A 13,420-nucleotide genomic window follows, 5' to 3' on the forward strand; every position below is an offset into this window, starting at 1 on the left:
TTTTTTTTGAAACTGAAAAAAAGTAATTACCTTTAATTAAACGATTAAGCTTTTGGGCGCCGATCGGCGATAGCGGGTTCTGAAAAAGGTGTTACAATAGCGGTTGGATGTGTCTGTATGGAGATCCTGCATTGTTGCCATTATTGCTTAAACGATTAAGCTTTTTTAAAATAAGATTGTTTCCCATCCACATTAATATTTATTTTATGAGCCAACGACATCGCATTTCCTCGAGCCGCTATTTATTGCGGTATTGCCTTATGCTTGTATGGGGCATTTGCATAGGTGCAGTATATGAGCCGGCATTTTGTAACAGCAAGTTCATTAACCTGAAATTAAACGGAATCTACGATACCATTCCCGGTAAAAGCTGGGTGTTGCACGGTTCCGTTAAGGATGAGGCCGGCAAGCCCGTTCCTGGAGCAACGGTAACGGTGTTGCGATCGGGTGCTAAAAGCAGTGTGACCGACCGGAGCGGAAATTTTATCATTGAGATGAATGATGCGCGGGATAGCCTGGAAGTATCCTTTATCGGGTATCAGACACAGCGGCTGGTTCCCGGAGCACAGCGCACGGTGACCATTATATTACTGCCGGATGAAGCCGGCCGGCAACTGGAGGAGGTGGTGGTAAATACCGGGTATATGACGCAACGGAAGGCGGATCTTACAGGGGCTGTATCCGTCGTTACTTCCAAAGAATTGACCAAGGGACAGGGTGTTACCAATGTACTGCAGTCATTGCAGGGAGTGGTTCCGGGACTACACATCACTACAGATGGCAATCCCACGGGAAATGTAGGGGTCGAGTTGAGGGGCCTGACGTCCGTGAGAGGGGGAGCCCCGTTGATTGTAATAGATGGTATGCCCAGCTATATGAATTTAAGGGATATTAATCCCAATAATATCGCCTCTATACAGGTGCTGAAAGATGCTTACTCTGCCAGCATCTACGGAACCCAGGGCGGGGCAGGGGTTATTTTAATTGAAACCAAAAAAGGCAAGGCGGGCAGAACAAAAATAGACTATAGCACGACAATGGGTTTTGCCGAGTTTAATAATAAACCCGAAATGCTGAATACCCAGCAATATGGGCAGGCCATCTGGCAGGCGTTTGTAAATACCAATCCTGCTGCCAACGAGGAGGAAGTTAGAAAAGCAATCCGGTTTTATGATTATGAATGGCACCGCGATGCCAATGGCTTTCCGGTTTTAGACAAGATAACACCCATCAAATACCTGAATGCAGATTCTACCATGCTTTCAGCCAATACGAATTGGTTAGATGCTATTTCACAGCGGGGGCTTCAGCAGGAACATCAGCTTACGGTTTCCAGTGGCAGTGAAAAAGCAACTTCCTTGTTTTCGCTGAATTATACCGAAAATCAGGGAACACAGATCCATACAGGATTTAAGCGGTTTACAGCCCGTGTAAATACCGACTATAAGTTGTTTAACAACCGTGTTACTATTGGAGAAAATCTGGAAGCATCCCACCTGATAGAACGCAATATGAATGTAATGCACCAGGCACTGGTAGAGCCGCCAATTGTTCCGGTATATACGACCAATGGCGGATGGGGAGGGTCGGCGGTAGCGTTGGGAATGGATGACTACTGGAATCCCGTGCGCGATCTAACCCTTAATAAGGATAATGGTAATAATTACAATAAACTGTTTGGAGATGTACATGCCAGCATCCGGTTTCTTAAAGACCTGGTGTTCCGTACCCAGTTAGGGCTGATTTATACTGACGGCTATCACCGGAATATTCAGTTTACCTTTAAGGAAGGGGGCGGCAAGGTCAATAATATAAACAGTGTGGATCAATGGTACTGGAGGGAGGCGGCGTTTGATTGGACCAATACGCTCACCTACAGTCTTAAAAGGGATCGGCATAGTCTTGATGTTTTGGCCGGTATGGAAGCCAACAAATATACCTCAGAAAGTATGAGCGGGAACCGCCAGGGATTGGCTTTTGAAACCTACGATTTTGCATACCTGAAGTCGGCAACCGGTAATATGACTGTTGACGGCGGCGGGGATAAATATAACCTGTTATCTTATTTTGGAAAATTCAACTATTCATTTCATTCCCGGTATTTATTGTCGGGTTCGGTACGTTATGATGGGTCGTCTAAGTTTGGTGCCAATAACCGGTTTGCCTTGTTCCCGGCTATCTCGGCCGGATGGCGCATCAGCCAGGAAGATTTTTTAAAGGATAACGAACTGCTGTCGGATCTGAAGTTGAGAGCCAGCTGGGGAAGGAACGGTAGCCTCGCCAATATCAACTCGCTCAATGCACAAACATATTTCCGCCCGGATTATAATTACACTTCCTATGCCATCGGTGGAAACGAAACCGGCAACCTGCCCTCAGGATTTTTCAAAATTCAAACGGGCAACCCCAATTTGAGATGGGAGGCCACAACCCAAGCCAATATCGGCCTCGATTTTGGATTTTTGCAACAACGGTTATCTGGTACATTGGATTTTTACCGGAAGTATACCGACGGAATGTTGATTCAGCCTCCTTACCTGGGCACCATTGGAGAAGGCGGATATCAATTTATTAATGCCGCTAATATGACCAACAAAGGCGTGGAATTAACCCTTGCTTATGGCAGCAGCGCGGGTAAAGATTTTAGTTACCGGTTCCAGGGGAATGTTTCTTATAATAAAAATGTAGTAAATGACCTGCCGTCTACGGTTACCTATTCATGGGGTGGAACGGTACAGAAACAGGACGGAATAGCCGGGCATCCCTGGGGTTCGGTATATGGCTTTATAGCAGATGGTCTTTTTCAGAATCAGGCAGAGGTGGATCAATCGGCAGATCAGCCGGGCAAGGGCATTGGCCGGATAAGATATAAAGATATTTCAGGGCCAGATGGAAAACCGGATGGAAAAATTGACGATAACTATGACCGCGTTTGGATCAGTGATGGAGGAAGACCGAAGTTCGAATACGGACTCAATACCAGCCTGGCATACAAAAACTTCGACTTTTCCATGTTCTGGCAGGGCGTAGCGGGCGTGAAAGTATATAACGGCTGGAAAAGCTATAGCGATTTTTGGAATGTTTGGATCCAGAACGGGTTTAATCATCCTACCCGTGTGCTGGATGCCTGGACGCCCACCAATACCAGTTCAACGATTCCGGCTTTGTCGTGGAATAATGCCAATGGCGAACTGAGATCCTCTACGTATTTTATAGAGCCCGGCCAGTATGTAAAACTGAGGAATCTTCAATTGGGCTACAGCTTGCCGCAAGCATTGATTTCCGGAATCGGTATAGAGCGTATATATGTGTTTGTGATGGGGCAAAACCTGGTGATCCTGAAAAGTAAGAAATATACAGGACTCGATCCGGAAAATCCCGATGGTAATGATTATGCCAATCCATATGTTATCCCGAGAATTTTTAAAGCAGGTATTCAAGTATCTTTTTAAATAAAAATGAAACTGATGAAAAAGCATTTAGTACACATATTATTGATCGTATTGGTCGCAACAGCAGGATGCAAAAAGTTCCTGGACGTGACACCGCAGGGCGTTGTAACAGTAGAAAACGTGAGCACACCCGACAAGGTGGACGGGCTGGTTATTGCAGCTTATGCCTGGCTGCCGCATGAAGGTACCATCAATGCCCGCATGAGTCCCTGGCTGGCCGATATTAAATCGGACGATTCCTATAAAGGTGGTGGTGGTATCGGCGACCAGCTGCCCTGGTACCAATGGGAGGTGTTTACCTTAAATAATGCCAACACCGGTAATAATGATGGCATCTGGTATGCAGAATATCAGGGCGTGTCCCGGTGCAATACTGCTATTAAAGCGCTGAACAATGTTAATGAATCGGAATATCCCTTAAAGCAACAACGCATTGCCGAAATGAAATTTTTACGGGGTTATTTTTTCCTGAACCTGAAACGCTGGTACAAATGGATTCCCTATTTTGATGAAACGCTGCCGATAGATTCCATCAAAACGGTTCCTAACAGGCCCGCTGGTGTCACCAATGATCTCGCTATCTGGCAGCATATTTACAATGATTTTGATGCGGCCGCCAAGGTTTTACCGGCAGATCAGAGCGAGCCTGGCCGTCCAACAAAATACGCGGCACAGGCATTAATGCTGGAAGCCCTGATGTGGATGGCTTATGAACAGGATATGAGCAATAAGGTGATCAATATCAACAAAGAAACGCTGGCCAAAGCATTGCCTATTGCCGATGGCATCATCAGCAGCGGAAAGTATAGCCTGGCACCGGATTATGCGATCAACTTTCTTTTTGATTATGATAACAAGTCTCCTGAATCTATTTTTGAATGGCAATATTCACACAGTGATGGTACTCCAAATGGTAATTTGAATGGCGGTACTCCCCTGAATGCACCCTGGTGGCCGCCCAGCTTTAGTTGCTGTGATTTTCATAAAGCATCCTATAATGTGGTGAATGCCTTTAAAACAGATGCAAAAGGTATCCCTATGTTTGATGATTATAATGACCAGGACATTACCCCGGCAAACAGAAGCACTTACTTTACGGGTAACAAATGGGATCCGCGCATTGGCCATACCGTAGCTATACCGGGTTTGCCCTGGAAATACCAGCAGAATTTATTGTTTGACAGCAGCGGGTCAAGAGACCCGGCTACCTTTGGCTATTTTAACTCACTTAAGGAAAATGTGGAATCCAATTCGCCGGGCTTGGTAAACCTGTTCTGGATGTGGAATTCCAAGAATGAAATTGCCATAAGATATGATCGTATCCTGCTTCAGAAAGCAGAGATCCTCATTCGGTTGGGAAGGGAACAGGAGGCATTGCCTATTATTAATTCTATCCGTCAGCGGGCCGCTAACAGCACCGGGAGGTTGAAATTTGTAAATGGTACACCCACCTTGCCCTATAACATCGCCTTATATGTAAACGGTGTCAATTGCAACTGGACCAATGCATTTGCCTGGAAGGCGCTGATGTTTGAGAACCGGCTGGAATTTGCTATGGAGGGCGTACGATGGTATGATCTAGTGCGGTGGGGAATAGCGGCCTCCACGATGAATGCTTATTTTGCCAAGGAATTGCCCCGTGGCAGGTCCTGGTTGAAGGACGGTAAATTTACCGCCGGACGTGATGAATTTATGCCGATTCCACAACCGCAAATCAATTATGCATTTGGAATGTACCAGCAAAACCCCGGGTATTAAGGAAGTGTTTGGAAAAGGGCAGGTCAGCACAGTCTCAGGCCTTGGTCTTGTTTTTGCCAATCACCTTCCGGAATCGTAAACATCATCAAAATGAAGTGTTTTCTTTGTTTGTTTTTCTTACTTTGTTGTGCGGGTGTGGCCTTTTCTCAGAAAGACAGGGCCGCTATCCCGCCGTTTAAGATCCGGTTAACGAATGGCGACGGGTTTACTTATGAGCAGGTGGATAAAAACAAGCCGCTGATGCTTATTTATTTTTCGCCTTCCTGTGAGCATTGTAAGGCTTTTACAGAAGCCTTGCTGAAACAAAAAACGAAATGGGCCAACAAACAAATCGTGATGATCTCTTATGTTCATATAAGGGAAGTGCAGGCATTCGACCGGATGTATCATTTGTCTGAACATCCGGATATCAAAATAGGATCAGAAGGACAAACCTTTATAGTACAGCAATATTACCAGATACAGCAGTTTCCTTTTGTAGTGCTGTTTAATAAACAGGGAAGGTTAACGAAGATGATAAGAGGCCCGTTAACACCGGAAGCAATGATGCGGCTGCTGTAGGTATCCCTGGAATAGCAGGTTGAAGCAAAAGATTTGTTCGGCGAGACATTTGAATAAAAGCATTTGCGAATAAAAACGTCCGTGTATGCCGCCACATGCCAATGCAGTGCGCCGCATTTTAACGATGAACTTGTTTTTTTATATGTGGAATTTATTTAAAGAATTTCTTGGAGAGACGGTGGGTACATTTATCGTTGTATTTTTGGGATGTGGGGCGGTCGCTGTTTCCCTTTTGTTTCACCGGCTTCCGCTTACGGTTATTGCAGCTGTGTGGGGCATGGCCGTTGTGATTGCGGTATATAGCTTTCGCTCCGTATGCAGCGCACACTTCAATCCGGCTGTAAGTATTGCAATGGTCATTGTAGGCAGGTTTCAGAAGCATAAGCTGGTCCTGTATTTCGTAGCCCAGGTGTTTGGAGCCATACTGGCAGCTGCTGTTTTGTATCTTGCGTTGCATGACTTCATCAGCGGTTATGAGAAAACGCATCGTATTTTGAGGGGCGCGGATTCGTCTGTAGCTACAGCCCGGATGTTTGGCGAGTTCTATGCCCCTTTTTCTGTTTTACCTGCAGTTGCTGCCGAATTTGCCGGTACCTTCCTGTTAACTGCAACAATTTTTGTGGTAACCCAGCCCGGAAAAAAAAAGATAATAAAACATGCACCGGTATTTATTGGCTCCATGCTGGCCCTGCTTATCTGCGTTTTTGCTCCTATTACACAGGCCGGGCTAAATCCTGCCCGGGATCTGGGCCCAAGACTGGTGGCCTGGTTTGCAGGTTGGGGAGCGGCTGCATTTCCAGATACAAGAGGCGGCTTTTTCTGGGTATATATCCTGGCTCCGTTTACGGGAGCGGCGATGGCTGCAGTGTGCTGGAATTATTACCGGAAGCGGGCTGCGGGCACCGTATTAAAAATGAAATATGAAAACAAATAAGACAAAGCTGATCTTTACCGGTGGTTTTTTGGGATCCGGCAAAACGACATTGCTGCAATATGTTTCGGGCCTGCTGGCCGCTCAAGGGCAAACGGTTGGATTGATAACCAATGATCAGGCTGAAGGATTAGTCGATACGCGGCTTTTAACCAGGAGCAACGGCATCGTTAAGGAAGTTAGCGGCAGTTGTTTTTGTTGTAATTATACAGGATTTAAGGACATTGTCCAGGAACTGCTTTACCATCCGGGGGGAATGGATGTGATCATTGCCGAGCCTGTAGGAAGCTGTACGGATATTTCTGCCACCGTTTTGCAGCCGCTGAAAGATCAACTGTTACCAGTAGTGGAAATGGCGCCTTTTACGGTACTGGCAGATCCTCAAAAACTGGAGCAGATCCTGGATGGAAAGGACGCCGGTATGCATCCTTCGGCCGCCTATATTTACAGGAAGCAACTGGAAGAAAGTGATGTGATCCTGATTTCAAAAACCGATACCTTAACGCGGGAACGGCTGCAGCTGCTGGCAGAAAAAGTAAGCCTGGTGTACCCGGAGCAACAACTGCTGTATACAAGTGCCTATAGCGGAGATGGCGTACAGCCCTGGCTGGATCATGTTATGACGAGTCCGGTCGCCGGCAGCCGGATTGTAGCCGTGGACTACGATGTCTATGCCGAAGGGGAAGCTGTTTTGGGATGGCTCAATGCTTCGGTTTTAGTACAAGGGCATGCGGTGGACTGGGATGCTTTTCTGGAATCCTATTTCAAACGTCTGAATGCCGTATTGGGAGCTGCAGCATCGGTGGGGCATATTAAGATCCTGATCGAGTGCATGGGCAACCGGTTCCGGATCGGGAACCAGACGGGGCCTGCTGATACCCTGCAGTACAGAGGTGCTGCCGGCATCAGCAATATTGCCCAGATGAATATTAATGCACGGGTAGAATCGGATCCCGGGGTATTGGAACAGCAGGTGTTTGAGGCATTGGCACAGACGGTAACTGACGAGATGTTTTACGAGGTCGGTGCCTGCCGGTCGTTAAGCCCCGGCTATCCGCAGCCAGCCTATAAATACGATTATGTGGTAACCTAAACAGATAACATTTTTAAAAGAAATGGATTTTTATGAGCAATTCTACTGGAAGAAGAACATTTATTAAAAAAGTTGGCCTGGGAAGTTTTGCAGCTGTTGCATCAGGCGTTACAGGAGCGGTGGCCGCAGAAAGCGCCCGTGCACCCGGTTTAACGCCGGAGCCCGATGCCCCTGGTATGGAAAGAGCATACAACGGCGTGTATACCGGTGCGTATCTGAATCGCGTAGCCTTTCCTGTCGGAGGATTGGGGGCGGGTATGTTTTGCCTGGAGGGAACGGGCGCTGTTTCGCATATGTCGATCAATCACCGGCCGGAGGTGTTTTTTGAGCCCAATATATTTGCGGCCCTTTGTGTTAAAGGCCATCAGCCCATCGCAAAAGTGCTGGAAGGGCCGGTACCGGAGTGGAAGATCTTTGGTCAGCGGGGAACCGGTAACGGCGCCAGCGGTACGAGCTATGGGTTGCCCCGGTTTGGCAGCGCTTCTTTCCGGGCGCGGTTCCCTTTTGCTACGATTGAACTGGAAGATCCTGAAATGCCGCTCAAGGTAACCCTTACAGGCTGGAGTCCCTTTATTCCCGGCGATGAGGATAATTCCGGTTTGCCGGCAGGGGCATTGGAATATACGTTCACCAACCGTTCTTCAAAAACGGTGGAAGCCGTGTTCTCTTACAATGCCCGGAATTTTGTGGCCAGGGGCGAGCGGGGGCGTATCCGGAAAACGGATAACGGGTTTGTTCTGTCGCAGGAACCGGGTAAGGAGAAGCCCTTTACAAAAGCAGACTTTGCCGTGTATACAACAGCCGATCTGCAGCCTGTGATTGATTATTGCTGGTTCAGGGGCGGCTGGTTCGACCCGCTGACCATGATCTGGAATACCATTGAATCCGGAGCAATGAAGGACAATCCGCCGGCAGATTGGGATGCGCCCGGAGCATCCTTGTTTGTGCCGCTTACATTGGCGCCCGGTGCACAGAAAACGGTTCGGGTAATGATGGCCTGGTACGTTCCGGATTCGGACCTGCGTATACAGGATAAAGGACCTGATGGGAAAGAACATTGCAATAGTACGGAATGCTGTATCTCACCAGCCGACTCGGGCCTGGAATCTTATACGAAATTTACCGGTGATAAATACAAGCCCTGGTATGCTTCTAAGTTTAATGATGTGCAGGCGGTTGCTGCTTACTGGACGCAACAGTATGCAATGCTGAAACGGAATTCAGCCTTATTCAGTGATGCGTTTTACAGCAGTACGCTGCCGGCCGAAGTTATAGAAGCAGTGGCGGCGAATCTTACCATACTGAAATCACCCACGGTATTGCGGCAGTACGACGGGCGCATGTGGGCTTGGGAAGGGTGCGGGGATGATAACGGTTGCTGCCATGGGTCCTGTACGCACGTGTGGAATTATGCCCAGGCTGTTTGTCATTTGTTCCCAAGGCTGGAGATTGGACTGCGGAATACCGAATTTTGCGAAGATCAAAGTGCAACGGGGCACCAGACCTTCCGTGCCAATATGCCCATCAGCCCCGTAAAACACGATTTTCATGCGGCGGCCGACGGGCAGCTGGGCGGTATCATGAAGGTGCACCGGGAATGGCGTATCCATGGCAACACCACCTGGCTGAAGAAAATATACCCGCTGGTAAAACGCAGTCTCGATTATTGCATCGAAACCTGGGATCCGCTGCACAAGGGCGTTCTGGAGGAGCCACATCACAATACCTATGACATTGAATTTTGGGGGCCGGATGCCATGTGTACGACTTTTTACCTGGGGGCGTTACAGTCGGTCATCGCTATGGGAAATTTTTTAAAAGAAAATATAACGTTCTATGAAACCCTGTTGAAAAAGGGCAAGGTCTTTCTTGAAGAACAGTTATATAATGGCGAGTTTTTTTTCCAGAAGATTCAATGGGAGGGGCTAAAGGCAAAGAACCCTGCGGAGGCCCAATCTTTTGGAGGCGCTTATTCCAAAGAAGCGGTGGAAATCCTGAAAAAAGAAGGTCCCAAATATCAATACGGCCGCGGATGTTTGTCGGATGGCGTCCTGGGTAGCTGGATCGCTGCCGTTTGCGGACTGGAAGACCCGGTGGATCCGCAAAAGATCAGCAGCCACCTGCTTTCCGTACACCGGTACAATTTAAAGAAGAGCCTCAGAGGCCATGTAAATCCGCAACGGCCGGCCTATGCTTTGGGAAGCGAAGGCGGACTGCTGTTATGCACCTGGCCCAAGGGCGGTAAATTATCGCTGCCCTTTGTGTACAGCAACGAAGTGTGGACGGGGATCGAATACCAGGTGGCGGCGCACTTAATGATGATGAGTAAGGTGAAGGAGGGGCTTGATATTGTAAGGGCCTGCAGGGACCGCTATAATGGAAGGGTTCGGAATCCTTTTAATGAGTATGAGTGCGGGCATTGGTATGCCCGGGCTATGTCGAGCTATGGTATGCTGCAGGGACTTACCGGCTTACGGTACGATGCCGTGGATAAAACACTGTATGTCCGCTCGCGGGTGGGTGATTTTACCAGTTTTCTTTCTACTGCTTCCGGGTTTGGTACTGTAACGTATAAGAATAAGAAGGCTACACTTAAAGTAGTGCATGGCCGGATTGATGTAAACGAAATCAGGATACTGGTTTGACGCGGTTGGCGATAATGGCCGTGGAACCGGTTTTCATACAACGCGGTATCCATGTCATTATCAAAACTGAAATAATTCGATTTGTATAAACAGGCGCTCAGGTGCAACGGTTGATATTTATTTTATTGCTGCAGATGATCCCGGTGAGGCCGGAACATAAAGACGACGGACCGCCAGGGGAGGTGGTGCCGTATCATGTGGAACAGATCGCGCGTGTTACTGGCGCCACGGGTATGCATGAAACCCTGCCCAATCCGAACCAGACCCATCTGCGTTATAATATCGGCGGTACGGACCTGGGAATTGCATGGCGTATGGAAAATGGAACCGTAGGCCTGTTTTTTGGGGATACTTATGGCCGCGACTTCCGGCCGGGAATGGGCGGGCCCGGAATGGCTGGCGACTGGCGCTCCAATGTGCTGGCATTCTCCGGAGATAAAGACCTGTCGGACGGGCTAACCATCGATGCCGTGCTGCCAGACGCGCACGGCAATGCCAAAGAAGTGATCACCAGCCGGCATGATCCGGATTGCAAAGGCGAGCATACAATGATCCCTACGGCGGCCATTCACGCTGGCAGAATGGATTATGTGCATTGCATGAACATTCATTGCTGGGAGGAGCCGGGAAAATGGACGACCAATTATTCGGCGTTATTCAAATCGTCCGACAATGGAAAAACCTGGCATCGTTGCCCGGGTGTGCAGTTTGCCGCCAAAAGTAAATTTGCGCAAGCAGCTTTTGCAAAGCGAAACGGCATCGTCTATATGTTTGGAACACCTGCCGGCCGTCAGGGCGCGCTGTATCTGGCGCGGGTAAGAGAAGCGGATCTTTGCTCCGGAAACCGGTATGAATATTGGAACGAGGGAAGGGGTTGGGTAAAGGCGGATGAAGGAAAGGCAACACCCGTGATAGCGGCACCGGCAGGAGAGGTGTCGGTTACTTATAATGAAATCGTTCAGCGGTGGATGATGGTATACCTGGATGTCAGCCGGAAGGCGCTGGTGCTGCGGGATTCAAAAGCGGTTGAGAAAGGATGGAGCCGGCCAAAGATTCTGGTGCGAAGTGCCGACTACCCGGGATTATACGGATCGTTTATCTATCCGTCGGAGACCGGGACCCGGCTTTATTTTCTGATGTCTGTATGGAAGGATTATAATGTGTTTTTGATGAAGGCGGATCTGAGGCTGGAAGGCAGTTAGCGCCAGCTTCAACTTGAAGCATTGAATACACTTTCTTTTCTCCAACGAATTTTAAACAGGCAGGCTATGTTTGTTATAAAGCAAAAAATCCGGCTCGGAAGTCAGAGCCGGATTTTTGATTTGTTTAATGCGTTTTTTTTAGAATGATTTATTGACTACATCCCACCTGAGACGGGTGGCTCCATTATCCGGTCCGCCGAGCTTGGAAGCTGCATCTTTGGCACCGCCGGAGTTTGTATTGTATTCCGCTAAGGGAATAGGAATTCTGCGAACGCCTGGTATCGTGGGGATTACACCACCGCTATTGTTTGCTACAACAGGGAATAAAAGGGGGTATCCGGTTCTGCGGTATTCTGCCCATGCTTCTTCACCATCGGGGAAAATAGCAATCCATTTTTGAGTAACGATCCGTTCCAGCTTACGGTTATTGTTATCCGCATCGTTCCATTTAATGGTAATGGTGCTTAGATAGGGCGAGCCGTCCAACACATCGTTTTGCCCCGGAGTGACCGACTTCGGATCCATATAGGGTTTGGGTTTACTGGTGGCGTCGCTTTTATAAGCTGCGGAGCTAAGGCCATACATTTCGAACGAGCGGTCGATTCCTGTTTCATAATTGGTTTTCGCATCTCCTGCGTTCGCCCAACCTCTCAGTGCTGCCTCAGCTTTTAAAAACCAGGATTCTGCAGCGACCATCAACTGAATTTTATTTGAACCAAAAAAATCGAGCTTCGAGTATGAATCATATCTGGCCTTTGAGTCGATATTTATACCGCTCCTGATGCCTTTATATTGCCCTGCAACCACCGGGTCTGTAGCGGGCTCAAAATACTTTGGCAATCTGGGATCATTATATCCGCCAAGGATCGATTCCATTGGAGCTCCCATCCGGGTATCGCTCCATTCATAACCGATAATATTTAATGGATGCGGCACATTGGGCGTGACATAGCAGTTCTGGCTATTTTCAGATAAAAGGCCGCCATTGGCTGGGTCCATTGCCGCCTCCCCCTGAGTTTTTGCCAGTGCAGCATCGATATAGGCGATGCGTAATGCCAGCCTCAGACGTAAAGTATTGGCGTAGCGTAGCCAGTTTTCATAGTTGTTAGCTGTATAGGCCAGGTCTGCCTTTTTCATTTGGGCAGATATGGCGGAGCTCTTGATCCCTTTTAAGGTATTGATGGCTGTTTCCAGGTCCTTGAAAAACAGGGGATAGATGTCTTTCTGTTCATCGTAAGCGATGAAATTATCAGCATTCAGTGTGTTGTATTGGCTATAAATAATGGGGCCGATTTTTTCGCTCACACGGGCCATTGCCGAAACACGGACGATGCGGGCAAATGCATCCATATCTTTATAGTCCGGATTTTTTGCCGCTGCCGCGATTACTTTGTAGGTCGGATTCATGACGTTTGTATACCGATAGGTCCAGATGGTTGCGTTCCATCCATCGACCAGGTTATAGGTCAGGTTATTGGAGTTGGAACGAAAAGGGGCCTCCGCTGCCATATAGCCACTATAAGAATCACTAGTGAGATTTTCCGATAGCTGATATGTGCCTACGTCTTGCGGAATAATGGCACGCTGAGCCTGCTGCATAAACGCCCCAACCAATGTAAAGTCGGCATCAATTTGTTCCTGTGTTAAATTGACCGGATTGGTATTGTACTCTTTGAAGTTTTTTGTGCAACCTGTGAGAATTGCCAGCATTGCAAGGGCGATACCGGCAGGCTGTATATATTGTATACGTTTCATTTTCTAAATAGTTTTAATATTCA

General features: G+C 48.0%; 8 protein-coding genes. 7 read left to right on the top strand and 1 reads right to left on the bottom strand.

Annotated elements, in window-relative coordinates; genetic code table 11:
• The first annotated feature begins 206 nt into the window (after positions 1-206).
• From LL912_RS25455 to LL912_RS25485, 7 genes are all read left to right on the top strand, one after another.
• A complete protein-coding gene (locus LL912_RS25455) occupies positions 207-3,452 on the top strand; it encodes a SusC/RagA family TonB-linked outer membrane protein (RefSeq protein ID WP_235556447.1) in 3,246 nt (1,081 codons plus the stop codon).
• 15 nt (positions 3,453-3,467) lie between these two features.
• A complete protein-coding gene (locus LL912_RS25460) occupies positions 3,468-5,210 on the top strand; it encodes a RagB/SusD family nutrient uptake outer membrane protein (protein WP_235556448.1) in 1,743 nt (580 codons plus the stop codon).
• A 90-nt stretch (positions 5,211-5,300) separates the two neighbouring features.
• On the top strand, positions 5,301-5,771 hold the full coding sequence (locus LL912_RS25465; protein WP_235556449.1) for a TlpA family protein disulfide reductase: 471 nt from the start codon (positions 5,301-5,303) through the stop codon (positions 5,769-5,771).
• A gap of 124 nt (positions 5,772-5,895) precedes the next feature.
• A complete protein-coding gene (locus LL912_RS25470) occupies positions 5,896-6,705 on the top strand; it encodes an MIP/aquaporin family protein (protein ID WP_235556450.1) in 810 nt (269 codons plus the stop codon).
• Positions 6,692-7,795 carry a GTP-binding protein gene (locus LL912_RS25475; protein WP_235556451.1) on the top strand — a complete coding sequence of 368 codons (1,104 nt, stop codon included), beginning with the start codon at positions 6,692-6,694 and terminating at the stop codon, positions 7,793-7,795. The genes LL912_RS25470 and LL912_RS25475 overlap by 14 nt, the downstream gene beginning before the upstream one ends.
• A gap of 32 nt (positions 7,796-7,827) precedes the next feature.
• Positions 7,828-10,440, top strand: a complete 2,613-nt coding sequence (locus tag LL912_RS25480) for a GH116 family glycosyl hydrolase (protein WP_235556452.1) — start codon at positions 7,828-7,830, stop codon at positions 10,438-10,440.
• Between the two features lie 101 nt (positions 10,441-10,541).
• Positions 10,542-11,642: a DUF4185 domain-containing protein gene (locus tag LL912_RS25485; RefSeq protein WP_235556453.1), complete on the top strand. Its 1,101-nt coding sequence runs from the start codon at positions 10,542-10,544 to the stop codon at positions 11,640-11,642.
• A 138-nt stretch (positions 11,643-11,780) separates the two neighbouring features.
• Here the strand turns inward: LL912_RS25485 and LL912_RS25490 are convergent, their stop codons facing one another.
• Positions 11,781-13,397 carry a SusD/RagB family nutrient-binding outer membrane lipoprotein gene (locus tag LL912_RS25490; RefSeq protein ID WP_235556454.1) on the bottom strand — a complete coding sequence of 539 codons (1,617 nt, stop codon included), beginning with the start codon at positions 13,395-13,397 and terminating at the stop codon, positions 11,781-11,783.
• Between the last annotated feature and the right edge of the window lie 23 nt (positions 13,398-13,420).

Source organism: Niabella agricola (genome assembly GCF_021538615.1).
In the GTDB taxonomy this organism is placed as follows: Bacteria; Bacteroidota; Bacteroidia; order Chitinophagales; family Chitinophagaceae; genus Niabella; species Niabella agricola.